Origin of the sequence: Dietzia timorensis (genome assembly GCF_001659785.1) — a bacterium.
Lineage (GTDB): Bacteria > Actinomycetota > Actinomycetes > Mycobacteriales > Mycobacteriaceae > Dietzia > Dietzia timorensis.
The window spans coordinates 1,004,436-1,028,777 of record NZ_CP015961.1; the positions used below are offsets into that span (position 1 = coordinate 1,004,436).

Consider the following 24,342-nt stretch of genomic DNA (forward strand, 5'->3'; position numbering starts at 1 on the left):
TTTCGGGGTAGAATTTGGGGCATGGCCACTCTCAATATCAAAGATCCGCGCGTCCACGAGCTCGCTACAGAGCTCGCGCGTCGACGCGGCACCACGGCTACGGCGGTCGTTCGGGATGCGCTTGAGAAAGAGCTGGACGAGACACCCGTTCCTATCGACATCAAGAAAATCGAAGCGCTGCAACAACGAGCAAGAGAACTAAATCTTGCCTGGTATTCGGACGAGGATTTGTACGACGAGGACGGTCTGCCGAAATGATCATCGACACTTCAGCGATGGTGTCGATACTCAGAGGCGAGAACGATGCAGGAGTTCTCCTCGATGTTGTTTCAGGTGCTCGGCAGCGAAATGTATCTGCGGCGTCGATTCTCGAACTGACCATTGTCTTGTCCGACCCCACCGATTCTCTTATCGATGACTTTCTCGACGACGCGAAGATCGTCGTGCTCGACGTTGATACCGACCACCTGCGATGGGCCAGGCACGCGCATCGCATTTATGGTCGAGGCTCAGGATCGCCTGCGAAATTGAATTTCGGCGACTGCCTGGTATACGGTGCCGCCAAGGCGACCGCCTCGCCCCTTCTCTATAAGGGAAACGACTTCTCGCACACGGACGTTCGGCCAGCCGTGCGGGTGCGGTGACGAGACTTCAGAAGTTCCCTACACCCCGTAGCCGATGGACTTGTACTCGAGGAACTCCTCGAAGCCTGCCTCCCCCATCTCGCGCCCGATGCCCGACTGTTTGACGCCGCCGAACGGCATGTCCTGGCCGAAATACTGCCCGCCATTGACGGACAGGGTGCCGGTGCGCATGCCGCGGACGGCGCGCTCGATGCGGTCCGGGTCGGTACCCCACACGGCACCGGAGAGCCCGTACGGATTGTCGTTCGCCAGCCGTACGGCGTCATCGTCTCCATCGTGGGGAAGGATGACGAGCACAGGACCGAAGATCTCCTCCTGCGCGACGCGCGAATGCGGGTCGAGCCCGGAAATGAGGGTCGGCGTGTACCAATTGCCGCCGCCGGTCGGGGAGTCGAAGACTTCGCCGCCGATTTCGATCGTGCCGCCCTCCTTCTTGGCGAGCTCGACGTAGCCCGAGACGCGCTCGAGCTGGCGCGGGGAGATGATCGGCCCGCACATCGTGCCCGGATCGTTCGGGTCGCCGGGGACGATGCCGGCCATCACGCCCTTGGTGGTCTCGATGGCCTCGCCCAGCTGCTCGCGCGGGACGATGAGGCGGGTGGTGAACACGCAGCCCTGGCCCGCGTGGAGGGTGCAGGTGATCGCGGTCATCATGCACGCGGTGGCGAGATCGGCGTCGTCGAGCACGATCGCCGCGGACTTGCCGCCGAGCTCGAGGAACACCTTCTTGAGAGTCGGCGCGGCCGAGGCCATGATGTGCCGGCCGGTTGCGCTCGAACCGGTGAAGGAGACGACGTCGACGTCGGGGGAGTCGACGAGGCGCTGGCCGGGATCGTTGCTTTCGCTCGTGACGACGTTGAACACTCCCGCGGGGAGGTCCGTGTCCGCCGCGGCGACGCCGAGTAGTGCGCCCGTCCACGGCGTATCCGGCGCGGGCTTGAGGACCACCGTGCACCCGGCGGCGAGCGCCGCGCCGATCTTCGCGAAGTTGATCTGGTGCGGGAAATTCCACGGCGTGATCGCCGCAACGACCCCGGCGCCCTCGCGGCGCACCTCGTGTCGCGAGGTAATTCCCATGAGCTCGTGGCTGCCCTTGTTCTCGGAATAGTCGAACTTCTCCGCCAGGTCGGCCCAATAGAGCAGGCCATTGATGGGATCTTCCATCTGTGGACCCGTGGTCATCGTGTGCGAGGTGCCGACCTCGGCGATCGTGACGGCTCGGATTTCTTCGAGGTCCGACGTCAGACGTGCGTGGAGTTGGCGCAGGCAGTGGGCGCGGAAGGCCGCGTCGCGGGTCCAGTCGGTGGTGTCGTAGGCGCGGCGGGCGGCGGCGATAGCGGCGTCGGCATCGCCTGGGGTGCCGTTGGCCGCGTGGCCGATCTGTTCGCCGGTGGCGGGATTGACGACCGGGTAGGTGCCGCCGTCGGTGGGGCGCAGCTCTCCGTCGATGAAGAGTGCCGAGGTGTCGTCGGGGAAGTAGCCCATTGGTGCCCTCTCGTCGTGCCGCGGCGTGGCGTGCCGGTGGCGTGTTGTGCCGGGGCACGCTGTGGCGCGGGCGCGTTGTGATGCGCACCACAGTAGGTGTGTTGCGGCGCGCGCGTCGGCGAGAGGCCGGTGGGTGGAACGGTATCTGGGCTAGGTGGCGAGCGAGTTGCCGAGTTCTGCCAGGGAATTGTCGAGGTACTCGGGCGGGAAGGGCGGCATGCCGCCGACCTCCTCGCGGAACTCATTGGGAGTGTCGTTCCAGTTGTAGGTGAGCGTGACGCGGGAGCCGTTTCCCTCGGGGGCGGGCTCGATGTCGTAGCGCCACCACCAACCGCCGGGCTGGTGATTGCCGTCCTCGCCAAGCGTGCCGGGGAGCCACGCGATGGTGCGGCCCGGCTCGAACTGGGTGACGACGTTGTGCATGTCGTAGGGGCCGCCGACCTGCTCGAGGTACATGTGGACGCCGAACATCTGACCCTTGGCGGTGATCGGCTCGGTGGTGATGGCGTCGCGCACCCAGTCGGTGGGCTCGGTGTGCTGGTGGTTCGCGGGGTCGCAGAGGAAGGCGAACACCGCGTCCGGTGCGGCGTCGATGTGGGCGGTGGCCTGGAGTTGTTCGTTGGTGGCGTCGGTGGCGCTCATGGTGGTTTGCTCCTTGTGCGTTGGCGTACTGCCAGGGTGACACGGGATCGAGCGCCGGATTGTTCCGATCGTGCTTCGGTTGGCCGGGGTTGGGAGCGCCTGGGTGTTTGGCTCTTGGAGGGCGAACCAATTTGTTGCGAGATTCTGTAGTCACTGTCTACAAAATTGCGAGATGAATGCGCACGGTTCGTGGTGCGGGAGTGAAACGCCGTGCAACTTAGTTTCGGTAGGAACAGATAGTTCGTCGGTATTTACGGCGCGTCTAGTAGCTGCATGTTCAAGGAGCCGAGATAGCGATTGTTTCCGAGGGTGTCTCTCGGATTCCGCATGCCAAGAGCGCGCAACACCTCGCACCGGACAACACTTAGTCGCGACTAGAGCCCGCCGACCCGCATCGCTGCCCACGACTCCTCCGGTACGGAATAGACAATTTCCACGAAGCGATCGACAAAGTCATCGGACTCTGCACGTTTCATCCACTGGCCTGCATCCTTCGCAGCGCGATACTCACTTACGAGCTCATTAAACACATCCCGCCCATACCACGCCGCCATCAACAACGCCGCTGCGCGAAACTGAAACAATTGGATACGCCCAGGAGGATGCGGCGAAAGGCCGGCATCCAATGCGCACGCCCTCAGGCCCTCACGCGATCCAGCAATCACATCAACCGCGCGCGCAATTTCCGGAACACGTCGAACAAAATGTTCGTCAAACTCCTCAGTCGTCAACTCGAAGTCAATTTTGTTACCGCGTTTTACCCTCTCGCCGAAAAGATACATGCAATCAATATTTCGCCGACTACCCACGCCCTTGCCGAAAAGTTCATCCATCTCGGAGATTGTTTGTTCCGGAAGTGCGGACTTAAGGAGCGCAACTTCAGGGCGTAGGCCTAGCCAGCCTCCCATACGCGCACCTACTCTCTTTCCTGTATCAATCGATAAAATGACCTCACCAACACACCAGGGCAACTGATCGAAGGATCTCACCCATCTAGTCGAGTCGTTTTGGGAATTTACGTCGATTATGCTGTAGCCCGCAGCAGATAGCTTCTCATCGGCGTAGGCTTCCATTTTCCGACGATTTAAATACATGTTTTTCACGCAACCTTTCAACGGAGCCAGTCGAGGAAATCGGCCGCGGCGACGACGGGCTTTCCCCACTTGAGTGCCGCCTTCGACTTGTTGCTCTGGGTGCCGAGCTCGGCGACGACGAGCGCGTCGCACTTCGTCTTCGTCACGTTTGCGACCGGCGCGAGCCCGGCCCCGCGCGCCCGCCGCTCCATCGATTCCCGCGACAACTCCCGGCCATCGTGCAGCACGGTCCCGGTAAAGCACACGCGCGCGCCGGGGAAGAAGATCCCGTCGAGGTCTGTCGCCTCCGGATCCTCCCACTCCGGCGGCAGCACATCCTCGCTGAGCTCGGTCCCCAGCCCGTCGAGTTCCGCGAGGAGCGGCGGGCTCGGCATCGACCGCTCGGCCGCCCGGCGCACATGAGCGGCGAGCGCCGCATCATGCCCCAGCTCCGGCGGTTGCGTACCCACCAGGCGAAACGCCCGATCTCGGCCGAGCGTGTAGCCGGACTCCATTGCGGGCTCGGCCTCGAAGAAGTCCGCATCGCCCGGCACGGACCACCCGCGGGTGACGGCGGAGTCGCGCATCGCGCGGGCCCGGGAAAGCGCGTCGTGCGACGTCATCGCTTGGGGATTCTCGACAGCGAATGGCAGCGAACGGAACTCGATGCCCATGGGCACGACGACGAGCACCCCGAGGCGCTTGAGCTCGAAGTCGAGGTACTCGAGCGTCTCGTCGCAGCGGGCGGCGACGACCGCGCGCCCGGCGAGCGCACGGGCGATGCCCGGCCAGGCCTCGGGGAGCGTCGGGGCGAGCTGGATGTCGGCGACCGAGATGTCGTAGTCCGTGCGCGCCGAGCCGAGGTCGCGTTGCGGGTTGATGAGCGTGGAGAACTCGGTGCCGTCCTCGGTGGCGACGGCGATCTCCACCGGGCGCGGGCGGTAGCGGTCGCCCGCCTCGCCGACCATGAGCGCCGAGAGGAACGCCGGCGCGACAGAAGTAGAGGAGCGGCGGGCGTGCTGCCGGAGGAAGCGGCGCACCCGCTGGTCGACCTTGAGGTCCTTGGCGAGCACATCGCGCCGCAACACGAGCCCGTCCATCGAGGTACACCGGCTCAGCGCGACGTAGAGCTGCCCGTAGGCGAACGTGCCGCCGCTGAGGTCCACGACCAGGTGGTCGACCGTCTGCCCCTGCGATTTGTGGATGGTGATGGCCCACGACAGGCGCATCGGGAGCTGTCGCACCGTGCCGACGACCCGGTGCGAGATGTGGCCGGCCTCGGCGACCGGCTCGGTGACCTCCCACGTGTGCTGCCCCACGTCGACGACCCGCCCGGTGTGCAGCGCGACCTGCGCGGCGAGCTCTCCGTCGTCATCGAGATAGATGGAGCGAACTTGGCCGATGGAGCCGTTGACCCAGCGGCGGGACGGATCGTTGCTGAGAAGCATGACCTGCGCGCCGGGCTTGAGCGCGAGCTCGGTGTCGACGGGCATCGCCTGGCGCTCGACCTCGCCGGAGACCATCGCGTGCGAGTGGAGCTCGTCGCCGGGGAGCTGGTCGAGCATGCGCCGGTTGCGCGAATCGGCGAGCTTGTTCGTGGTACACAGCGTGAGCCAGAACTCGCCGACGGGCGGCTCGAAATCCGGCGCCGTGCGGGTGTTGAGGTGTGCGCGGGCGTCGCCCAAGAGCTGGCCTTCGCGGACGGTGTTGAGGATCCGCGTGAGCTCTGGGTCGCCGATCTGGCGGAAGACCTTCGTCAGCTGCACGAGCGGGAAACGCTCGGGGGTGTAGGAGCGGGAGGAGAAGAAATACGGGGTGTCGTAGGTATCGCGGAAATACCACTCTTCATGTGTAGTAACCACGGGCGCGAGCTGGAAGAGGTCGCCCACGAGCACGATCTGCACCCCTCCGAACGGCTCGCCCGGCTTGGGGCCGAAGCGCGTGAGCGCCGCGTTCATCATGTCGAACAGGTCCGCGCGCACCATCGACGCCTCGTCGACGATGAGTGTGCCCACGCTGCGCAGGGCGGCCGCGAACCGCGTCGGGTAATAGTCTCCGCCCATGACGTCGGACAGTGTGGTCGTCGTGTGGAACCGGAACAGCTGGTGGATTGTGTATCCACCGACGTTGAGCGCGGCGATACCGGTCGGCGCGACGACGAGGGTCTCGCGTTCGGTGGTCGCCATAAAGTGCCGGATGAGCGTCGACTTGCCGGTGCCCGCCTTGCCGGTGAGAAACATGGAGTGCCCGGCGGCGAGCAGGTCGAGGGCGGCCGTGAACTCCTCGGTGAGCTCGATGTTCGCGGGCCGGTTCACTACCGCGGCCTCCGGGGTGTGGTGGTCATTTCGAGGTTCACGATACCCGCGGCGACCCTCGCGTGAAATCTGTGCATCACGACTGATGCAAGCCTGATGTACCATTGGGGCATGCGTACGACAATTGATCTGCCCGACGCGGTGCACCGACGGGCCAAGGAGCTAGCACAGGCCCGAGGGGAATCGCTGTCCTCCGTGGTCGCAGATCTTGCGGTCAAAGGGTTGGCAGCCGCCGGCGAACCCATGCGGATCAACCGCGACCCAGTCAGTGGGCTTCCGACTGTGAATCTCGGCTACCGTCTAACTTCCGAAGAGGTCGCTCGAGAGCTCGACGACGAATGAGCGAAAGGTATCTGCTCGATGCGAATGCGCTCATTGCCTTAGCAATCGTCGAGCACGAACACCACGAGCGCGCGGCTCGCTGGTCGCTGGGAGCTGCAGAAATTCTGCTGTGTCCCGTGGTCGAGGGTGCGCTGTGTCGCTTTCTAGTTCGGAGTGGAGTTCGAGGCAACGACGCTCGCGAATTGCTCCAAGCGTTCTATGGCGAGCCGCGCATTTCGTTCTGCCGAGATTCGATCTCCTATTGCGATGTCGACCTGGACCACGTGGTCGGACATCGCCAGATGGCAGATGCCTACCTGGCGTCATTGGCAGAGGAGACCGGTTCACGGCTCGCGACCTTCGATAAAACTTTGGTCGGTGAGCGCCCCGATGTGGCGACGATGATTCCGTAGTTGGACGGTCGCACGGAAGACATGCACTACCGTGCTAATGAAAAACGTTGTCATTAAAGCGCCTGGTACAACGCGAATTTCGCGCCCGCCCGCACCCCACGGCGCCGAGAAACTTCCCTAAGCTGGCAGCAGAGACCGGCGCTCGAGAAGATCGGCGCGACCGGATACGAGCGAAAGGGGACGAAGCAATGTCGAACACCGTCAAGGGAGTCATTTCGCGCGTCAAGGACGAGCCGGTTGAGCTCGTCGATATCGTCATCCCGGATCCCGGGCCGAACGATGTGGTCGTGCGCATCCAGGCGTGCGGAGTCTGCCACACGGACCTCGCCTACCGCGAGGGCGGCATCAACGACGAGTACCCGTTCCTGCTGGGGCACGAGGCCGCGGGGATCGTCGAGACCGTCGGCGAGCGCGTTACCCACGTCGCCGAGGGCGACTTCGTCGTGCTCAACTGGCGCGCGGTGTGCGGCGAATGCCGCGCGTGCAAGCGCGGAGAGCCCAAGTACTGCTTCGACACCCACAACGCCTCGAAGTCGATGACGCTAGAAGATGGCACGGAGCTCTCGCCCGCGCTCGGGATCGGCGCGTTCGCCGAGAAAACGCTGGTCCACGAGGGTCAGTGCACCAAGGTCGACGAGAAGGAAGATCCGGCAGTTGCCGGCCTCCTCGGCTGCGGCGTGATGGCCGGAATGGGCGCCGCGATGAACACCGGCGAGATCAAGCGGGGCGAGTCCGTGGCCGTGATCGGCTGCGGCGGCGTCGGGATCGCGGCGATCGCCGGGGCCAAGCTCGCCGGGGCGAGCAAGATCATCGCGGTTGATATCGATCCGACCAAGCTCGAATGGGCCAAGGATTTCGGCGCGACCGACGTCATCAATTCGAAGGACGCCGACCCGGTGGAGGGCATCCAGGGGCTGACCGGCGGGTTCGGCGCGGATGTCGTTGTCGACGCCGTGGGCATTCCCGCCACCTATAAGCAGGCGTTCTACGCGCGTGATCTGGCCGGGCGTGTCGTGCTCGTTGGCGTGCCGACTCCGGACATGACGCTCGAGATGCCGCTGCTTGACTTCTTCTCCCGCGGCGGCGCGCTCAAGTCCTCGTGGTACGGCGATTGCCTGCCCGAGCGCGACTTCCCGATGCTTGTCGACCTGCACCTCGAGGGGCGGTTGCCGCTCGACAAGTTCGTCACCGAGCGGATCTCGCTCGACGCGGTCGAGCAGGCCTTCGAGTCGATGAAGGCCGGCAAGGTGCTGCGCTCGGTCGTCGAAATCTAAACCACACCTCTTCCACCACCTAAGGAGCAAGCATGACGCACGAGGTTACGTCGCAGGGCCTCGCGAACGGCCTGCGTATCGAGAAGGTCGTCACTTCCGGCATTTTCGCCCTTGACGGCGGAGAGTGGGAGGTCGACAACAACATCTGGATTCTCGGCAACGACGACGAGGTGTTCGTCATCGACGCCGCGCACGATGCCGCGCCGATCCTCGACGCTGTCGGGGACCGAAAGGTGCTCGGCATCCTGTGCTCGCACGCGCACAACGACCACATCACCGTCGCGCCGGAGCTGTCCGAGAAGCTTGACGCTCGGTTGTTCGTGCACCCCGGTGACCAGATGTTGTGGGAGGAGACGCACGGCGGCCTCGCGCATGAGGACCTCTCCGACGGTGACACCTTCCAGGTCGCCGGCACCGATCTGAAGGTGATGAACACCCCCGGACACTCACCGGGTTCGTGCGTGTTTCACGTGCCAGAGGCCGGCGTGTTGTTCTCGGGAGACACGCTGTTCAACGGCGGCCCGGGCGCGACGGGGCGCTCGTATTCGGACTTCCCGACGATCATCACGTCGATCAAGGACCGGATCCTCTCGCTGCCCGCCGAGACGCTCGTCCACACCGGCCACGGTGACGGGACGAAGGTCGGCGACGAAGCCCCGCACCTCGAGGAGTGGATCAAGCAGGGGAGTTAGAACCCCGCGATAATCGCTGGAAGCGCGCCGGTAGATTTCATGCTGGCGCGCTTCGTTGTTCCCGGGCCCGACCGCACGACGGGCACGCGAAAACTAGCCCTCGTGCACCGCGATCCAAGCGCAGATCTCGGGAGCGATCTCGTCGGCGCGCTCCTCCGGAAGCCAGTGGGAGGCGCCGGCGAGGTCGACGAACTTGTACTCGCCGCTGACGAACTCTGCCGACTTGTCCGCCGAACTGCGCGAGAATGCGATGTCCTGGTCTCCCCAAATGTAAAGGGTCGGCACCGTGACCGTGAGGTTCGGCGGCAGCTGCCCTTTGCCGAGCGCCTGGTAATACTTCAGCACGGCATCCATGATCCCCGGCTCACGGAAACGCTCCACGTATGCCGCCACCGTCTCTCCGTCGACCGCGCCGCCGTATAACGCGCGCAGCAGTGCGGCATCGTCGGCGAAGAGAGCATCGCGTGAGGCATCCGGGTCTGCCTGTATTCCGCGAATGTAGCTCATCTTCTTGTACTGCCCCGGGTCCTCGGCCGTCGCTTGCAGCTGCCCGACGGGGTGCGGCGACGCGAGCGAGGTGTACGAACGCAGGCGCTCGGGATGTGCCGCGGCGTAGATCCACCCGATGATCCCGCCCCAGTCGTGACCGACAAGATGGAACTTATCGATGCCCAGCGCGCGGGTGACCTCGTCGATATCGCCCGTGAGTTGCTCGAGCGTGTAATCCTCCACCTCGCCGGGCCGGGCTCCGGGGCTGTATCCGCGCTGGTCGAAGGCGACCACCTCGAAACCCTGGTCGAGCAGCGTGCGCGCGAACTCTTCCCAGCAACTCGCGAACTGCGGCCATCCGTGCACGAGCACGACCGTTGGGATGCCGTTCGCAGACGCCGAGGGCATGGCCCGGTAGCCGTCGAACGTGAACCCGCGCGCCTCGACGCTGAAAGCCTCGCCTCCGAGCCGCTGCGCCACCGAGGCGTTGTCGTGCGGAAAGCCGACGGGACGGGAAGCGGGCGCTGAGCCCGAGGGATTGCTCATGTCCTCAAGATAACCCTTTTCCTATGACGGCGTAGGCGTGAAGCTCATCCCTGTGGCCACGAATTCGGCTGCGGCGGCGGTGGAGTTCCAGGCGTACGCGGAGGGCCGGATGGCGGCATAGCCTCCGGCGGCCACTGCTGCCCGGGGAGCCTCTCGATCGCTTCCGCGGTGCCGGTCGTCTGGAACGTCAGCTGCTTGTCGAAATACATAAGGGCGGTGATGAGCAGTGTGGTGCTTACGCTGAAAATCGTTGTCGGGAGGGTGATGAGTGGCTCCGCCGGATTCTGTCCGAGGAAAGCGGCCGTCCCGATCGCCACCCAGTTGTTGGCGATATGAAATCCGATGGGCACCTCGAGCCCGCCCGTTGCCCAGGCGAGGAAGCCCGCGCATGAGGCGAAGACGGCGACATCGACGAGCCCGAGATAGTCGTACACGTGGAGCGCGACGAAGATCGGCGTGGGAAGGATAAAGGCGAACGCGGGGTGGCGCAGCCACGAGCCGATGGCCTGCGCGGCCACGCCGCGGAACAGCAATTCTTCGGCCGCTGCCTGAAATGGAACGAGAACGAGAGTGAGCGCGAGGATCGCCAGAGCTGCGCCGTCCATCATGATCGTCACATCGTCGAAGAAGACATTGGACAGGGCGTAGGCGAGACCGATTGCCAATAGGGAATACGCCATCGCGCGAAACATGAGAGGCCAGCGGAACCTTCCGGCGACAGAGAACAGGCTTCCGAGCCTTCTTCGTCCGGCGATGTTTACCGCCAGGAGTGCCGCCGGAAAACAGACGGCGAGGGCTGTCATCGTGAAGCCCCATTCCAGCGGGGATTCAGGAAGGACGCCTGCGGCGAGGAATTCTTCGAAGTCCTCCGCCTCGTCGCTATAAGGCGAGGCCAGGCCAGCCCCGATAATCGCGGCGATCACTACGAAGTATTGGAGGGTGACGTACAGGACTGCGGCGATGACGAGTTCCCAGAACGGGCGCCAATTGGTGTATCGGGGCGAGGTCCTGGCGAGCCGGTGGTAGCGGACGGGACCGGGAATCGCTTTCGGGTTCGGCGGAAAGATCGCTTTCTCCTCTGCGGCGAATCGAGAGCTAGCTGTGCGAGGTTACAGTCCGTTCGATGCGCGCAGGGGAGGAGAAGTTCCGGCCGCGCCCGAGCAGCGGCGGATGCGGGCGATCAGCCGCGCAGCGCGGAGTGGATCCAGTCCTTCGCCTCGGGGTACCCGGTGAACGTGGCGACGAAATGCTCGCCTGGAACCTCGCGCATCGTTACCGGGACCCCGAGGTCGCGCTGCTTAGCCGCGAGCGCGCGGACGGGTCCGAGGGGAACCCAGAACTCGTCGCGGCCGTGGTAGATGTACAGCGGCGCGGGGATTGCTCGGTCGCTCATCCGCGCGAGATCGTAGATCTTCTCGGCGGTGGGCGATTCGAGGGCGCCCGGGGCGGCGATCCGGTCGATGTCCGCGAGTGTTGCGCCCGCGAGGGAGACCTCGTCCATGCAGCTGTCCTTCACTGCCGAAGCGATCTGCACGCCCTCGTCGGTGAGTAGGTCGAGCATCTCCGGATGGGCGCGGGCCACTCCGAGGGTGGCGGCGCCGAGCAGCCCGACGGCGAGGTTGCTGTTCATGCTCGTCATCAGCGTCTCGAAATCCGCCGGCACGCCGCCGACGGCCACGCCTTCGAGGCGCTCGGCGACCTCCGGCGCGTACTCGGTGGCGAGCTTGCCGGCGCCGAGCGAGGCGATGGCTCCGCCGGAGTATCCGGTGAACACCAGGCGGCCCGCGGCCGGCATCGGACCGGTGCGGAGCGAATCGAGAATCGTGTGACCGGCGGTGAACGGGTCGGCGTAGGCCATCGATGGCCCCTGGTGGTCGGGCACGAGCACCGAGGTTCCCGAGCGCAGAGCGTCGGCGACCACCGGCGGGAACGCATCGATTATCCGCCGAATGGGGGACACCCCGGCGGCGATGTCGCCGTTGGCGTAGGCGAAGCCGGGCGTGCACTTGCGGCCGAGCGAGTCGATCGCCGCGTTATACACAAGTAGAGGTTCGCCATCGATGCCGTGGCCGCTAGCGCCCTCGGTGCCCGGCGCCTCGAGGAGCGTCGCCGTGCCGAAGGTAGGAGAGCCGTCGGCGGACGTCGTGCGGAACTGGAACTGTGTCGCACGGGATATCGGCGCGCCTGCGATGGGGGCGGCCATGGCGGTAACGTCCCGGCGGGCCAGCTCCTCGCCCGGCGTCGCCGCGGCGAGGCCGTCGGCGTCCACGGCCGGCGCGTCGAAGAAGGCGTCCCCGCTCGGCGAAGGGAGGACTGCCTCTAGTCGTTGGTCCGTGGTTGGCGCCGGCGGTAGCGGCAGCGCGGACTGCGCCGCGGCGAGCGGAGTCGTAGCGAGCGGGGCGGCACCGAGCGCCATCGCGGACACCACCAGTACCGAGAACAGGGACCGCGCCTTCGACATGGAAACCTCCAACACGCTGCCGGCGAAATCGACTAGCCGGCAGCGGTCGACGAGGCCGTCGCGGCGAAGTCGTACGCGGGGAGATTGCGGAAACCCCGCGTAAAAGGAGACTCTATGCGCCTCGCCCCTCCGACGTCAGCGGAAATGGCAGGAAAGGCGGCATACAACTCTTCCAGCGCTACGCGCGCCTGCAGCTTGGCGAAATGCGAACCGATGCAAAAATGCGGCCCTTGCGAAAATGCGAGGTGACTGGTGAATTCGCGGTGGATGTTCAGTTCGGCGGCGTCGGGGCCGAATTCGCGCTCGTCTCGGTTGCCCGAGCCGTAATACATCATCACCTTCGACCCCTCGGGAATCCTGACGCCGGAGATGCTCAGCTCGCGGGTCGTCGTGCGCGCGAGTGCCTGCACCGAGGATTCGCGGCGGAGGCATTCCATCAGCGCGCCGGTAATGAGCCCGGGGTTCGCCGCGACCTCGGCGCGCTGCTCCGGGTGCTCGGTGAGCTGGGCGATCGTGTGCGAGATGAGGTTGCCCGTGGTGTCGTTTCCGCCGGCGACGATGACGAAGCAGAACCCCAGTACGTCCCAGTCGCTCAGTTGCTCACCGTCATACTCCGCGCGAAGGAGGCCGGTGATGAGATCGTCTGGCACCTCACGCCCGGCATCGATATCCTCGCGGCGCGAGGCGATGAGCTCGCCAAAGTACTCGAACATCTCCGCCACAGCAGACACCGCCGATGTGCCGAGCCCGCCGAAGGCGAAACCGTTGTCCTGGATCGTCGTGAGCGCCGACACCCATGGGTCGAGGCGAGGGCGATCGGCGGCGGGGATGCCGAGCAGGAACCCGAGGACGAAGGTGGGAATCGTGGCCGAGTAGAGCGAGTGGATATCCACGGTCTCGCCCGACCGGGCGCGTTCGGCGAGCTCGGCGAGCCGCTCGCGGGCGAAGGAGCGGATCGTGTCCTCGGTCTGCGCGACCCGGCGCGGAGAGAACCCCGAGGCCACGAGCCTACGTTTGAGTGAATGCTCCGGCGGGTCCATCATCACCAGCGTCGGTGCCAGGCCGAGCGCGGCGATCTCATCGGCGTAGAACGTGAGCCCGTGTGCGGAGGAGAACGACTCCGGCTCGCGGACCGCGGCGACGATGTCCGCGTAGCGGCTCAGCGCCCAGAATTCGGGGCGGTCGTGATCGGGGTCCGCGGGGTGGAAATGCACCGGGTCGGAATCACGCAGTACCGAATACGCGGGATAGGGATCGCGCAGGAACGCTGGATCGAACGGGTCGAACGTCTTGGTCGAGGGCGCCATGAGTAGATCTAACAACACGTGTTAAATGTTGCGCAAGCGACGTTCCGATCGAAGAGCCGCAGTAGCAGACTAGCTCGCCTGTCCGACCATCTGTTGCCAGCTCTGGTAGCGGCTCTGGAGTTTGAGCCACAGGTGCGGACTCGAACCCATGGCTTCGCCGATCCGGACGGAATCGTCTTCGGATAAGGGGCGGCGGTCGTGGAGGAGTTCGGAGGTGTGGGCAGGGGAGACGCCGAGCTTCGAGGCGAATTCGTCGACCGTCCAGCCACGGGCCGCGAGCTCCGCCTGTAGGAGTCCGCCCGGAGAGACGGCGCTGGTGATGGTCATGATTCGCCTTTCGTGTCAACGTGCGTTCGAGCCGTGAACTTCTGAGTCTTTTATTGAGAGGGCGTTAGCAGATATTTTGTTCCCTCACAGGGTCATTGCCTGTAGTTGCCGAAACGTTACATTCCGAGTCAGCGTCTCATCGTGAACAACACGACGATGGACCCGATGACGATGAATGGGGCCGCGGCGAGCAACATCCCCGCCGCGGATTGGCCGATCACCACGGTTACGACGGCGAGCGCGAAGATGAGCAGACCGAGGAGAAAGTACATCACCGATCCTCGGCGGCGCTGCGGCGATTGGACCATAGAGGCAGGCGCGACCGGTGCGAACGTCGGGATCGACATCTGTCCGGTGGCGATCGGGCCGCGGAAGTCGGGGCCGCCGGCCCCGGCGTGGGCCGGGATCCCAGGGGGAACGATGGGGTCTTGTTCGACCTCGTATATCTGGTGCGCCGGCGCGCCGAAGTCGGGTCCGCCGAAGGACGGTTGCTGGTTCGTGCGGCGATCGTCGTTCATGATTACTGGACCTCCATTGCGGCGGCGAGCAGATTGGCGGTGACGGTGATGGTCGGGGCCTCGCCCTCGGCGGGTGGCTCGGTGGCCGGGTAGGTGCGGGTCTCGCAGTCGGACATGGCCGCGGCCTCGCAGTCGATGTGCAGAGTGTGGTTCGCCGGCCGTTCGAAGACGATGGTCGAGCCGATCGCGTTGACTTCCGTGCTGGCGCTTTCATCGGCAACATCCGACAGGTCGAGGATGACGCTGGACCCGAGCGCGTTGATCCCCTCGTCCAGCAGGGCATCGGTGGCCGCGACGTTCTCGGTCGTGCCGATGAAGGAATCCTCGGCCTCCGGGTTGAAGTTCGTCGGCCCGATGTATTGGCCGTTGAACGAGGTCACGGCCATGGCCGCGCCGAGCAGCATCGCGATCGGTAGCAGGCCGAGCCCGCGTTTGCGGAACGCCCCGATCATCATCCCCAGCGCGACGATGGCGAGCGCGATGGCGAGCGACTGCGTCACCGAGGGGAACCCGAGGAACCTGCCGAGAACGAACGCGCCGAGCCCCGCGAATCCGGCGAAGGTGATGAAAAGCCAGGTCAATCCCGGGCCGCAGGATCTTTCCTTGTCGCCGCCGGCGCCATCGCCGTTCTCCGGGGCCGGTGGATCGGGGAGGTCCCAGGCGAAGCGGGCCGCTCCAAGCGGATCCCATGACGGCGGAGTGCCTTCGCCGTCATACGCGGAGAAGCCTTCGTCTGCCTCCGTGGTGGCGCCGCTGCGACCGTAATCGGCGGGGCGTCCGGGGCGTCCCTGGCGCTCCCACTGGGTCATCTGCGGCTTGGTCATCATGTACGCCGGCGAGGCCGGGTGGAGGCCATCGCGCGGAACCCTCGTGTACGCCCACAGCATGTACTCGGGCGGCTGGGGCCGGTGTCGGTAGAGGCCATATAGGCCGGCGAACATCACGAAGATGATGACCCAGGCGAGCACGTCGACATCGGAACCGCCGATCGCCCACGGGCCGACGAGGATCGCCGCGATCGTGAGAATGATGGGAAGGAACAGGGACTTCCCCTCGTCCTTGCGGTGGAACATGGTCTCGTGGACCCGCAGCGCGTCGTCCTGATACTTGAACAGCAGCGCGCACAACAGGTACACGGCGACGCCGGCGCCACCCATGAGGGCCGCGACGACGAAGACGACTCGGACGAGCACGGGGTCGACGTCGAAGCGGTGGCCGACGGCGGTGGCGACCCCGGCGAGCTTCTTGTCCCCTGCGGGGCGAACCGGGCGCGTCGCCCACAGTTCCTTGAGCTGGGCGCCGAAATCCCGTGCCATGCCGGGAGTCGGTTCCTGGGTGCGTGTGTCGTTCATGTCTTCTATCGTGGTCGCCCGGACTCCGGCGCGCTATTGGGGAAGACCCTGAACTTTTACCCCGGGGCCCGGAGGGGGAACCCACCCAGCGGGGCACGGGGCCGGCGGATTCCAGGGTTGTCCCCGATGCTTCTGCGGGACGAAGTTTGCTTGGATGGAGACATGTCATCTGTGTCCCGCGCGCCCGAACCCCGCGACCGCGTCGACGCCCAGCCGCAGCAGCCGGCTCCGGCGCCGGACAATGCGGTGGCACGGCGCGGATACCCGGGGCCGCACAAGCTCTACCGCAATCCGCGCCGCGGGATCCTCGGTGGCGTCACCGCCGGGATCGCCGAGTATCTCCGTCTGTCGCCCACACAGGTGCGCGTGGCGTTCGTCGTGCTGGCGATGCTCGGCTTCTTCGGTGGGCTTCTGTACGCGGGCCTGTGGATGTTCCTGCCCTCGCGCCCGCTCCCGCCGCAGCTTTCGAAGGAGGAGCTCGATTCCGAGCGTCGCACCGGGCACTGGTTGATTTTCGCGGGTATCGTCGCCTCGCTGTTCGCAGGGTCGATGCTGGTGTCCGCGCTGTTCATGGTCGCGATACCGCTGGTCGTGGTCGCGGCCGGTGCGGCCGTGGTGTGGCAGGCGCTCGACTCCGCCGGGGATGCGGCCGATGAGTCGGAGTCCGGCTCTACTTCCGTCTTGTCGGGGCTGCTGTCGGACCGCTTCGCGCTGTTCCGTCTCGGCGGTGGCGGCGCGCTGGTGTTCCTCGGCCTCGCGGTGATTCTGCTGCGCGAGGTCTCGATTGCCGAGATGGGCTCGGCGGTTCTCGCCGTGGTAGTCACGCTCGGTGGAATCGCGCTGCTCACGGTGCCGCTGTGGATGCGGATGATCCGCACGGTCGAGACCGAGCGCGCCGAGAAAGCCCGCGAACGCGAGCGTGCGAACATGGCCTCCCACCTGCACGATTCCGTGCTGCAGACGCTCGCGCTGATCCAGAAACGTGCAGACGATCCCGCCCAGGTGACCAGGCTCGCCCGGCGTCAGGAGCGGGAGTTGCGGCAGTGGCTGTTCGAGGCCGGTGAGAAGAGCCGAAACGATCCGTCGTCGGTGGCGGCCGGCGTCGAGCGGATCTGCGAGGAGATCGAGGACAACTACGAGATCGCGGTGTCGCAGGTGGTTGTCGGTGGCGATGCGCCGCTCGCCGACAAGGAGAACGCGGCCCTCGCCGCGGCCCGGGAAGCGCTGGTCAACGTGGCCAAACACGCCCAGGTCGACCGCGCCGATGTGTTCTGCGAAGTCGACTCCGATGACGGCGGAGTGCTGGAGATCTTCGTACGGGACCGTGGCATCGGCTTCGATCCGGACGCGGTGCCCGGCGATCGCAAGGGTCTGGCGATGTCCATTCGTCAGCGCGTCGAAAGTCGCGGGGGCTCGGTGCGCGTACGCAGTACTATGGCAACCGGTACCGAGATCGCCATCCGCATGCCGTGCACGAAGTCGGAGGAGAAGGTCGGCTAGAACAGCCCGCCTGCGCGCTCCTTCCCGCTGGTACGGCGCGCCCACCCCTTCGAGGAGTAACCGTTGTCCGCGCCAGACGCCGCCGGTGAATGCACTGTTTTCCTAGTCGACGACCACGCGGTGTTCCGTGCCGGAGTCACCGCCGAACTTGCCGATGAGGCCGGCCTGCGCGTTGCGGGCGGGGCGGGAACTGTGGCCGAGGCGGTCGAGGCGATTACCCGGACGCGGCCCGACGTCGTCCTTCTCGACGTGCACATGCCCGATGGCGGCGGGCCCGCGGTGCTCCGCCAGGTCGTCGAGAAGCTGGGTGATTCCTCGCCGAAGTTCCTCGCGCTGTCGGTCTCCGACGCTGCCGAGGACGTGATCTCGGTGATCCGCGGGGGAGCGCGCGGCTATGTGACCAAGACCATTTCCGGTCCCGAGCTCGCCGAGGCCGTTCTTCGCGTCGCAGACGGGGACGCGGTGTTCTCCCCGCGTCTGGCCGGTTTCGTGCTCGACGCATTCGCCGGGCAGCCGCCCGCCCCGTCGCCCGACGCCGCCGAGCCCGCGGCCCGGCCCGGCGCGGTGGAGCCGGCGCAGATCGACCCCGAGGTCGAGTCGCTCACCCCGCGCGAGAAAGAGGTCCTGCGCCTGCTTGCCCGTGGCTACACGTACAAGGAAATCGCCGAGGAGTTGTTCATCTCGGTGAAGACCGTCGAGACCCATGCCTCCAACGTGCTGCGCAAGACCCAGCAGTCCAACCGCCACGCGCTGTCGCGGTGGGCGGCCTCGCGGCGGCTGGACTAGCGGCGCCTCCTAGTCCACGGGGGAGACGCGGATGAGGTGCCCGTCCGGGTCGGCGACGACGAACGTCCGCCCGAACACCGCGTCGTGGGGTTCGCTCACCACCTGTAGGCCCTTCGCGCGCCACTGCTCGAAGCGCGCATCGATCTCGGCGGCTCCGCCGGGCAGTGTGAGCCCGATCTCGTGCCTCGGCGCGTCGCCTGCATCCGCGGCGCGAGCGTCGGCATCTGCATCCTCGCCGCTCCACACGGCGAATGAGACCCCGCCTGCGATATCGAATGAGATGAAGAACGGGCTCGTGAACGCCGGTTTCATGTCGAAAAGATCCCCGTAGAAGCGTGCGGACGCGGCGGCGTCGCGTACGTAGATGAGGAAGAGATTCGGTGCGCCCATGTCGGGCCTCCTTCTTTCGAATTGGTGTCGTACCTGCGTCCGTCTCTCGGACACTGCCGACTTTGCTTCCAATACATGACAAAACCTGTCGTGTTTTTTGGAATACTTTCCCCATGAAGTCCTCGCGGCTACTTTCCCTGCTCTTGCTGCTCCAGGTGCGCCCGCACATGACCACCGGCGAGATCGCAGCGCGCCTCGAGGTCTCCACCCGCACCGTGCTGCGCGACGTCGAGGCGCTGTCGGCGGCAGGCGTGCCCGTGTTCACCCAGCAGGGCAGGAACGGCGGCGTCATCCTCCTGCGTTCGGCCCGTCTCAACCTCTCCCACCTCGACCCCGCCGAACTCGACGCCCTCGGTGTCGCGGGGCTCGACGAGACCCAGCGCGCCCGGATCGGCCTCGCCGCAGCGTTCGGCCGCGCGACCTCGAAGGTCGACGCCCGTCGCGCCACTGGTCCGGGCCCGGATCGTTCGCTGGCCGCGGTCGTCCTCGTCGACAACGCCCCGTGGTTCGCGCCGGACTCCGAGACAAAAGTAGAGCCAGAGTCCGTCGACGTGGCGGCGCTGGCCGTGGACCTCCTCGCCGGTCGTCGCCTCGCAATCACCTACCGCAGCAGCGGCCAGTCCCGCGCGCGCCGCCGGACCGTGGACCCCTGCGGTCTCGTCGCGAAGGCGGGGCAGTGGTACCTCGTCGCCGATAGCGGCGGCGAACCGCGCCTATTCAACCTGCGCCGAATGCTGCGCTACTCGGTCGGCGACGCGCCTGCGCGCCGCCGCGCGGGCGCGACCCTGGCCTCCGAATGGGACGCGCTGCGCAGGCGAACGGAGGCCTCGGGCGACGTGGTCGTCACCGCGCGGGTGCGCACCTCCCGCATCGACATGGCGACCCGCATCCTCGGCGGCCGCCTGGACTTCGTCGGCGTCCCCGACTCCGCCGGGCCCGGCTGGTCCCTCGTCACCGTGCGTTATCGCGAGTATGACGCCGTACGCCACCTTCTCCAGTTCGGCGAGAACATCGAGGTCCTTGAACCGGCGCCCGCCCGCGAGGTCATGGAGGCCGTGGCCCGCGATCTCGCCGAGCGCCACGGCGCCTCGCCGCCTGCATGATATTCGATACGCAAGCCGTTCGAATCCATTCGAATAGGGGTTGGCTACAAAGGCTGTAACGGCGTTACCAGCGGCTTTATTGCGCCTTGAACTGCGCTATTGAAAAATGTCCGAGCCGTAGTGTTCACTACTTCCTGTAGCGAAAATATTTTCGATTATTTCGCAGATGTTCGCCTATGTCGCGCTATGGGGAGGTGGAGCCTCAAATGGTCAGCACGGCCACTGTGGACCGCATGTCCGTGGAATCCGGCAGCGCGGAAGACACTCCCGACAGGGACGATTCCGGCGCCGGTAACCCGCGTGCACTCACCGTTGCGGAGCTACGCAAGAAGGTGGCGGCGGTCTCCGGCGGCTCCGGGGCGGCCACGTCGCGGATGCCGTCCCGCGGCGCTGTCGCCGCGACCGTGTCGCAGTTCCCGGCGGACGCCGGCATAGGTGCAGGCGCCGACTCTGCCGCCGTGCAGAATCCCACCGCGCCCGCGTTGCCGGCGTCCGCTCCCGCGGAGGGCGCGGGAACGTTCGATCGCGGCGTACCCGCCGACGTGGTCCCGCTGCCCAGGGATCTGCGTTCGGTCGTGCCGTCCGGCGCCGTCGCCCCGGGGCAGGTCGTCGCGCTGGCCGGAGGTCACTCGTTGGTCGTGGCGCTCGTCGCCGCAGCGACGGCGGCGGGGAAGCGCTGCGCGATCGTCGGCTACCCCGCGCTCGGCCTCGCCGCAGTGGCCGCGGAGGGAGGGGACCTCTCCCAGGTGGCTCTCGTCCCCTCCGCCGGTGCCGACCCCGGGGTGGTGACCTCCGTGCTGCTCGATGGGATGGACATGGTGGTCCTGGACCCGGCCTGCGGACGTATTCCGCCCGCGCGGGCACGGGTTCTCGCCGGGCGTGCCCGCTCGGCTGGCACGGTCCTGGTCGCCGGGGCCAGGGACTGGCCGGGGGCGGAGCTGCACCTGGAGGCCACCCCTTCCCGTTGCGCGGGGCTCGACCGCGGATACGGGCGCATCTTCTCTGCCTGCGCCCCGGTTCTCGCGCGGGGAAAATTGCTCGGAGGCGCCGGCGCACGCGGCGAGCTCACGCTGCACGGGTGCCCCTCGCGCAGCGTGGCGGGCTCGGCCGAATCGGCGGCGCCCATGCGCGGCCTCCCGCTGCGCGACGGAGTGGACGTCGCCGCGCCCGCCGCCGAGAGGAGGGTGGGGTGAGCGCTGTGGGCCGGCACCACGAGAACATCCGCGTGGTCGCGGTGTGGTGTCCGGACTGGCCTGCCATCGCGGCGGCGCGCGCCGAGTCCATCGGAGTGGAGCAGCCGCTGGCGGTGCTGCGTGGCGGCGCCGTCATGGCGTGCAATGCCCCGGCCCGCGCCGCGGGGGTCAGGCGGGGCGTGCGGCGTAGGGACGCGCAGTTTCGTTGCCCCGAACTCATCGTCCGTGAGGTCGATCCAGGCCGGGACACCGCGGAATTCGAACCGGTCGCCCGTGCGCTGGACGGCGTCGTCGCGGGCACGGAACTCCTGCGCCCCGGGCTCGTCGTCCTGTCCGCGCCGGGGGCGCTGCGCTACTACGGCGGCGTCGACGAACTCGTCGAGGTGCTGGTTGCCGCGGTGGCGGAGGTCGACGTGGAGTGCCTGGTCGGTATCGCCGACGAGATGCCCACGGCGATCCTGGCCGCACGCGAGGGCGCCTGCCTGGAGCCCGGGGCGGATGCGGGTTACCTGGCCCCTTTGCCGCTTGGCCTGCTCGCCGCCGAGCAGGCACTCCTCGCGGGACCCGAGCTCGATGAGCTGCTCGACCTGCTGCGCCGGCTCGGCGTACGCACCCTGGGCGCATTCGCCGAGATCGCTCCGCGCGACGTCGCCACCCGCTTCGGCTCTTTCGGTACCGCCGCCCATCGGATCTGCCGCGGCGAGCGCTGGCGGCTGCCTTCGGTCACGTCTCCGCCGCCGGGGCTGGAGGTCACCGAAACGTGCGATCCTCCGCTCGAGCGCATCGACCAGGCAGCCTTCGTCGGGCGGCGTCTCGCCGTACGGATGCACGACCAGCTCGCCGCGGCGGGAGTCGCGTGCATCCGACTCGCCGTGGTCGCCCGCCTCGAGGACGGGCGAGAGGTTCGCCGAGTATGGCGCTGCGCGGAGCCGCTCTCGGCAGAGGCGACGGCGGACCGCGTGCGCTGGCAGCTCGACGGATGGATCACCGGCGCCGGAAGTGGGGCCGCCCGCGATGACGACGGCGTGGAGCAGCGCTCCGAGGCGGCGATCGTCTCCCTCGTGCTCGAACCTTTGGAGGTCGTCGCCGCGGGAAAACTACAGGAAGGGCTGTGGGGCTCGGCCGGTCTCGCCGGCGCGAGAGCGCGCCGCGCGCTCCAGCGTGTCCAGGGCCTGCTGGGCACGGAATCGGTTCGGGTGGCCGCTGCGGCAGGCGGCCGCGAACCGGCCCGCCAGGTGGAGACGGTCCCCTACGGGGAGGACTTCGCTCCCGTGAGGGTCGACATCACCTGGCCCGGCCAGATCACGGGCCCGGCGCCCTCGGTGGTGTCTCCGCCGAAGTCCTACAGGTTCCTCGTCGCGGAGGGCGGCGAACGGCGGCTCGTCCCGTTGGGCGAGGGGGTCGAACTTCTCGACCGGCAGGATCGCGCGATCGTCGCGGGGGAGCGGGGGCTTCTCACAGGGGAACCCGTGCGCGTCCGCCTGGGAACGCTGGGGCTCGGGATCCGGGGCTGGTCGGCGCCCTGGCCGGACGACGGCGGCTGGTGGCACGGCGGGGAACTACGCGTGCGAATGCAGATAGCCCCGGTCGGCGCGGCAGCGTTATTGCTGTCCGCGGCCGCCGGGGCTTCGATGTGGAGCGTGGAAGGGGTCTACGAGTGAGGGGCCTAGCGATCTATGTCTACGACCAGCCGGGGCGGGTTCTCCAGGGTGAACGCCGTGTAGCTGCGCTGGGAATCCAGGCCGATCACCGTCTGGCCCTGGCCTTCGAACTGGCCGGCGAAGTACACGCCCCGGACGCCGGAGTCGCCCTGCGGGGTGACCAATCCCTTCTCCACCTCATCGACACCCTCGACCATCGTGGGAATGATCTGGCCGGTGAGCATCACCTGCAGGTAGTTCGATCCCGGCATCTCGATGGCGTCGCCGCTGCCCTGCTGGGCGGGCGCAGAGACGTAAGAAATGGCGTAGCCAGGAGCGCCCTCTCCGGTGAACTCGTAGACCACGCGGTCCTTGCCGTCGTGCTCGCCCATACGGATCTCGGTGAGAACCAGTGCGGAATTCGGGGCGGCGTCCGCGCGGGAATCGGCGGAAGAGGACTGTCCCGAACTCGAGTTCTGGCTGGTCTGTGCCGCGCCCGAGCTGTCGCTCTCGTCTTCCTTGAGGCCCTGCGCGAGCCCCATCTGATCAGTAGGGGCGGATGTGGTGACCGACGTCGAGCTGCCCGAGGTGCCGCTCACGTTCAGCGCTTCCTCGGAGGACTCGTCGGTGCCACACGCCGACAGTGCGAGCGCGACACACGCGGTGCCCGCCAACAGCGACACGTACTGACTCTTAAATTTCATAGTTCAACCATAATCACTCGGTATAACAAAAAGCTCACAAGATCATTTCAGTACCATCGATTAATTGCGTTCACATTCGCAACTCAGGCGTTTACACCCTATCGAAGGGGAAACGTGCGTCTGCACCGGGCTCAGGACACGATAAGGACGTGCATTCACAGCCTGGAGAACACCACATCCCGCCCCGCCCGTTCGGAGCGCGCTGCTCGGAACAGTCCGCCGACGAACCGCTCGCGGGCACGGCCTCTCATCAGCGCAGATGGGTCCTTCTCGAGCATCCCGGCGCGTGGAGCAGGGACATTCTGGACGGCAACGTCTTCGGTGCCGAACTCACCGCCGCGCTGCAGGAGCACCTCGATCGGGCGAACGCTCGTCTGCTACTCATCAGGCATCCCGGCCGAGCGGGACAACACGATGGCGCCAGGCGCGCGTACCTCGTCGACACCGCCCCGGGACAACGCGACATGCTCACGCTCGAGGTGTCAGGACCTGCGGACCTGCTCGCCATCGATCTGCACGACGGCACTCCGGTCGGCGGCGGGGAACCAGGCGCCACGCTCCGCCGGGTCGACGGTCCGCTGGCGCTCATCTGCACGCACGGCAAACGCGATCAATGCTGCGCAGTGCGCGGACGCCCTGTCGCGGACGCTCTCGAAAGACGCCTCGGAGCCGAGCTCGCGGACATCGACCCGGCCGCAGGGGTGTGGGAGTGCTCGCACACCGGAGGGCACCGTTTCGCCCCGGTACTCATCACCATGCCCGGCGGGCTCACCTACGGCTCCGACGACGTCGACAGTTACGTCGCCGCGGTCAGGGCGGCACGAGAAGGGCGCATCTCGCTCACCGGTCTGCGCGGCCAGAGCGCGTTATCGCCGGTCGAGCAGGTCGCCGATATCGCCGTACGTAGCGCGACCGGCGACGTCGATCTCGATGCGCTGTTCGTCGTCGGGAGCACCGACCCTGCTGATCCCGAGCGCGCCCGCGCCGATGTGCGGCATTCCGACGGCAGACACTGGCATGTCGAAATGCAGCGACGGGCGCTGCCCGAACGGCCCGCGAGCTGCGGCGCCGCACCGAAGAAGGCCGGAACGTGGGACGTGCTGTTCGTCGAGGAACCCAACCCGCGCGTCGGCTGACCGACCCCGGCAGTCGGCCGAAGCCCGGGGG

General features: G+C 66.7%; 25 protein-coding genes. 12 read left to right on the forward strand and 13 right to left on the reverse strand.

The annotated features are described in order from the left end of the window. The first annotated feature begins 21 nt into the window (after window positions 1-21). Both BJL86_RS04640 and BJL86_RS04645 read left to right on the forward strand, forming a co-directional pair. Window positions 22-258 carry a type II toxin-antitoxin system VapB family antitoxin gene (locus tag BJL86_RS04640; protein WP_067475733.1) on the forward strand — a complete coding sequence of 79 codons (237 nt, stop codon included), beginning with the start codon at window positions 22-24 and terminating at the stop codon, window positions 256-258. Next, window positions 255-644 carry a type II toxin-antitoxin system VapC family toxin gene (locus BJL86_RS04645; protein ID WP_067475735.1) on the forward strand — a complete coding sequence of 130 codons (390 nt, stop codon included), beginning with the start codon at window positions 255-257 and terminating at the stop codon, window positions 642-644. The genes BJL86_RS04640 and BJL86_RS04645 overlap by 4 nt, the downstream gene beginning before the upstream one ends. Window positions 645-662: 18 nt before the next feature. Here the strand turns inward: BJL86_RS04645 and BJL86_RS04650 are convergent, their stop codons facing one another. From BJL86_RS04650 to BJL86_RS04665, 4 genes are all read right to left on the reverse strand, one after another. Next, window positions 663-2,129, reverse strand: coding sequence for an aldehyde dehydrogenase family protein (locus BJL86_RS04650; protein ID WP_067475737.1), 1,467 nt, complete (start codon window positions 2,127-2,129; stop codon window positions 663-665). A gap of 150 nt (window positions 2,130-2,279) precedes the next feature. Then, on the reverse strand, window positions 2,280-2,771 hold the full coding sequence (locus BJL86_RS04655) for an SRPBCC family protein (protein ID WP_067475740.1): 492 nt from the start codon (window positions 2,769-2,771) through the stop codon (window positions 2,280-2,282). 374 nt (window positions 2,772-3,145) lie between these two features. Beyond that, a complete protein-coding gene (locus tag BJL86_RS17060) occupies window positions 3,146-3,874 on the reverse strand; it encodes a hypothetical protein (protein WP_156515356.1) in 729 nt (242 codons plus the stop codon). An 8-nt stretch (window positions 3,875-3,882) separates the two neighbouring features. Beyond that, window positions 3,883-6,159, reverse strand: coding sequence for an AAA family ATPase (locus BJL86_RS04665; protein ID WP_257787296.1), 2,277 nt, complete (start codon window positions 6,157-6,159; stop codon window positions 3,883-3,885). A gap of 111 nt (window positions 6,160-6,270) precedes the next feature. Between BJL86_RS04665 and BJL86_RS04670 the strand changes: the two genes are divergently transcribed. From BJL86_RS04670 to BJL86_RS04685, 4 genes are all read left to right on the forward strand, one after another. Continuing rightward, a complete protein-coding gene (locus BJL86_RS04670) occupies window positions 6,271-6,501 on the forward strand; it encodes a hypothetical protein (protein WP_067475774.1) in 231 nt (76 codons plus the stop codon). Next, the gene (locus BJL86_RS04675) at window positions 6,498-6,893 is read left to right on the forward strand and encodes a PIN domain-containing protein (protein WP_067475746.1); all 396 of its coding nucleotides are present in this window, start codon (window positions 6,498-6,500) and stop codon (window positions 6,891-6,893) included. Before BJL86_RS04670 ends, BJL86_RS04675 begins: the two co-directional genes overlap by 4 nt. Window positions 6,894-7,081: 188 nt before the next feature. Continuing rightward, complete coding sequence (locus BJL86_RS04680; protein ID WP_067475749.1) at window positions 7,082-8,167, forward strand: S-(hydroxymethyl)mycothiol dehydrogenase; 1,086 nt, start codon at window positions 7,082-7,084, stop codon at window positions 8,165-8,167. 32 nt (window positions 8,168-8,199) lie between these two features. Further along, window positions 8,200-8,859: an MBL fold metallo-hydrolase gene (locus BJL86_RS04685; protein ID WP_067475751.1), complete on the forward strand. Its 660-nt coding sequence runs from the start codon at window positions 8,200-8,202 to the stop codon at window positions 8,857-8,859. 93 nt (window positions 8,860-8,952) lie between these two features. On the opposite strand, the gene BJL86_RS04690 is transcribed toward BJL86_RS04685, so the two are convergent. From BJL86_RS04690 to BJL86_RS04720, 7 genes are all read right to left on the reverse strand, one after another. Next, window positions 8,953-9,894, reverse strand: coding sequence for an alpha/beta fold hydrolase (locus tag BJL86_RS04690; protein ID WP_082908583.1), 942 nt, complete (start codon window positions 9,892-9,894; stop codon window positions 8,953-8,955). 44 nt (window positions 9,895-9,938) lie between these two features. Further along, window positions 9,939-10,817, reverse strand: coding sequence for a CPBP family intramembrane glutamic endopeptidase (locus tag BJL86_RS04695; protein WP_067475754.1), 879 nt, complete (start codon window positions 10,815-10,817; stop codon window positions 9,939-9,941). Window positions 10,818-11,074: 257 nt separating this feature from the next. Then, window positions 11,075-12,355, reverse strand: coding sequence for a lipase family protein (locus BJL86_RS04700; protein WP_067475756.1), 1,281 nt, complete (start codon window positions 12,353-12,355; stop codon window positions 11,075-11,077). A 32-nt stretch (window positions 12,356-12,387) separates the two neighbouring features. After that, window positions 12,388-13,662, reverse strand: a complete 1,275-nt coding sequence (locus BJL86_RS04705; RefSeq protein WP_067475757.1) for a cytochrome P450 — start codon at window positions 13,660-13,662, stop codon at window positions 12,388-12,390. A gap of 69 nt (window positions 13,663-13,731) precedes the next feature. Beyond that, window positions 13,732-13,989 carry a HigA family addiction module antitoxin gene (locus BJL86_RS04710; protein ID WP_067475760.1) on the reverse strand — a complete coding sequence of 86 codons (258 nt, stop codon included), beginning with the start codon at window positions 13,987-13,989 and terminating at the stop codon, window positions 13,732-13,734. 128 nt (window positions 13,990-14,117) lie between these two features. Further along, the gene (locus tag BJL86_RS04715; protein ID WP_067475763.1) at window positions 14,118-14,507 is read right to left on the reverse strand and encodes a hypothetical protein; all 390 of its coding nucleotides are present in this window, start codon (window positions 14,505-14,507) and stop codon (window positions 14,118-14,120) included. A gap of 2 nt (window positions 14,508-14,509) precedes the next feature. Continuing rightward, window positions 14,510-15,859: a PspC domain-containing protein gene (locus tag BJL86_RS04720; protein WP_067475766.1), complete on the reverse strand. Its 1,350-nt coding sequence runs from the start codon at window positions 15,857-15,859 to the stop codon at window positions 14,510-14,512. A gap of 162 nt (window positions 15,860-16,021) precedes the next feature. On the opposite strand from BJL86_RS04720, the gene BJL86_RS04725 reads away from it, so the two are divergent. Continuing rightward, window positions 16,022-17,359, forward strand: a complete 1,338-nt coding sequence (locus BJL86_RS04725) for a PspC domain-containing protein (RefSeq protein ID WP_082908584.1) — start codon at window positions 16,022-16,024, stop codon at window positions 17,357-17,359. Window positions 17,360-17,422: 63 nt separating this feature from the next. After that, on the forward strand, window positions 17,423-18,145 hold the full coding sequence (locus BJL86_RS04730; RefSeq protein WP_075844846.1) for a response regulator: 723 nt from the start codon (window positions 17,423-17,425) through the stop codon (window positions 18,143-18,145). Window positions 18,146-18,154: 9 nt separating this feature from the next. Here BJL86_RS04730 and BJL86_RS04735 read toward each other — a convergent pair whose 3' ends face one another. Then, window positions 18,155-18,535: a VOC family protein gene (locus BJL86_RS04735; protein WP_075844847.1), complete on the reverse strand. Its 381-nt coding sequence runs from the start codon at window positions 18,533-18,535 to the stop codon at window positions 18,155-18,157. Between the two features lie 113 nt (window positions 18,536-18,648). On the opposite strand from BJL86_RS04735, the gene BJL86_RS04740 reads away from it, so the two are divergent. The 3 genes from BJL86_RS04740 (at window position 18,649) to BJL86_RS04750 (ending at window position 22,492) form a co-directional block, all read left to right on the forward strand. After that, window positions 18,649-19,638, forward strand: a complete 990-nt coding sequence (locus tag BJL86_RS04740; protein WP_075844848.1) for a helix-turn-helix transcriptional regulator — start codon at window positions 18,649-18,651, stop codon at window positions 19,636-19,638. Window positions 19,639-19,844: 206 nt separating this feature from the next. Continuing rightward, window positions 19,845-20,831 (forward strand): hypothetical protein, encoded by a 987-nt coding sequence (locus BJL86_RS04745; protein WP_156896123.1) that lies wholly within the window; start codon window positions 19,845-19,847, stop codon window positions 20,829-20,831. After that, a complete protein-coding gene (locus tag BJL86_RS04750; protein WP_232229011.1) occupies window positions 20,828-22,492 on the forward strand; it encodes a Y-family DNA polymerase in 1,665 nt (554 codons plus the stop codon). The genes BJL86_RS04745 and BJL86_RS04750 overlap by 4 nt, the downstream gene beginning before the upstream one ends. A gap of 5 nt (window positions 22,493-22,497) precedes the next feature. Here the strand turns inward: BJL86_RS04750 and BJL86_RS04755 are convergent, their stop codons facing one another. Beyond that, the gene (locus BJL86_RS04755; RefSeq protein ID WP_067478154.1) at window positions 22,498-23,175 is read right to left on the reverse strand and encodes an AMIN-like domain-containing (lipo)protein; all 678 of its coding nucleotides are present in this window, start codon (window positions 23,173-23,175) and stop codon (window positions 22,498-22,500) included. A 149-nt stretch (window positions 23,176-23,324) separates the two neighbouring features. Here BJL86_RS04755 and BJL86_RS04760 point away from each other — a divergent pair, with 149 nt between their 5' ends. Then, window positions 23,325-24,311: a sucrase ferredoxin gene (locus BJL86_RS04760; RefSeq protein WP_231887320.1), complete on the forward strand. Its 987-nt coding sequence runs from the start codon at window positions 23,325-23,327 to the stop codon at window positions 24,309-24,311. Window positions 24,312-24,342 lie beyond the last annotated feature (31 nt).

Excerpts from the sequence above, each read along its gene's own strand:
- BJL86_RS04675 (WP_067475746.1), top strand. The coding sequence starts at position 6,498 with ATGAGCGAAAGGTATCTGCTCGATGCGAATGCGCTCATTGCCTTAGCA.
- BJL86_RS04710 (WP_067475760.1), bottom strand. The coding sequence starts at position 13,989 with ATGACCATCACCAGCGCCGTCTCTCCGGGCGGACTCCTACAGGCGGAG.
- BJL86_RS04680 (WP_067475749.1), top strand. The coding sequence starts at position 7,082 with ATGTCGAACACCGTCAAGGGAGTCATTTCGCGCGTCAAGGACGAGCCG.
- BJL86_RS04690 (WP_082908583.1), bottom strand. The coding sequence starts at position 9,894 with ATGAGCAATCCCTCGGGCTCAGCGCCCGCTTCCCGTCCCGTCGGCTTT.
- BJL86_RS04655 (WP_067475740.1), bottom strand. The coding sequence starts at position 2,771 with ATGAGCGCCACCGACGCCACCAACGAACAACTCCAGGCCACCGCCCAC.
- BJL86_RS04725 (WP_082908584.1), top strand. The coding sequence starts at position 16,022 with ATGTCATCTGTGTCCCGCGCGCCCGAACCCCGCGACCGCGTCGACGCC.
- BJL86_RS04640 (WP_067475733.1), top strand. The coding sequence starts at position 22 with ATGGCCACTCTCAATATCAAAGATCCGCGCGTCCACGAGCTCGCTACA.
- BJL86_RS04720 (WP_067475766.1), bottom strand. The coding sequence starts at position 15,859 with ATGAACGACACACGCACCCAGGAACCGACTCCCGGCATGGCACGGGAT.
- BJL86_RS04685 (WP_067475751.1), top strand. The coding sequence starts at position 8,200 with ATGACGCACGAGGTTACGTCGCAGGGCCTCGCGAACGGCCTGCGTATC.
- BJL86_RS04700 (WP_067475756.1), bottom strand. The coding sequence starts at position 12,355 with ATGTCGAAGGCGCGGTCCCTGTTCTCGGTACTGGTGGTGTCCGCGATG.
- BJL86_RS04755 (WP_067478154.1), bottom strand. The coding sequence starts at position 23,175 with ATGAAATTTAAGAGTCAGTACGTGTCGCTGTTGGCGGGCACCGCGTGT.
- BJL86_RS04645 (WP_067475735.1), top strand. The coding sequence starts at position 255 with ATGATCATCGACACTTCAGCGATGGTGTCGATACTCAGAGGCGAGAAC.
- BJL86_RS04705 (WP_067475757.1), bottom strand. The coding sequence starts at position 13,662 with ATGGCGCCCTCGACCAAGACGTTCGACCCGTTCGATCCAGCGTTCCTG.
- BJL86_RS04670 (WP_067475774.1), top strand. The coding sequence starts at position 6,271 with ATGCGTACGACAATTGATCTGCCCGACGCGGTGCACCGACGGGCCAAG.
- BJL86_RS04745 (WP_156896123.1), top strand. The coding sequence starts at position 19,845 with ATGGTCAGCACGGCCACTGTGGACCGCATGTCCGTGGAATCCGGCAGC.
- BJL86_RS04715 (WP_067475763.1), bottom strand. The coding sequence starts at position 14,507 with ATGAACGACGATCGCCGCACGAACCAGCAACCGTCCTTCGGCGGACCC.
- BJL86_RS04650 (WP_067475737.1), bottom strand. The coding sequence starts at position 2,129 with ATGGGCTACTTCCCCGACGACACCTCGGCACTCTTCATCGACGGAGAG.
- BJL86_RS04740 (WP_075844848.1), top strand. The coding sequence starts at position 18,649 with ATGAAGTCCTCGCGGCTACTTTCCCTGCTCTTGCTGCTCCAGGTGCGC.
- BJL86_RS04735 (WP_075844847.1), bottom strand. The coding sequence starts at position 18,535 with ATGGGCGCACCGAATCTCTTCCTCATCTACGTACGCGACGCCGCCGCG.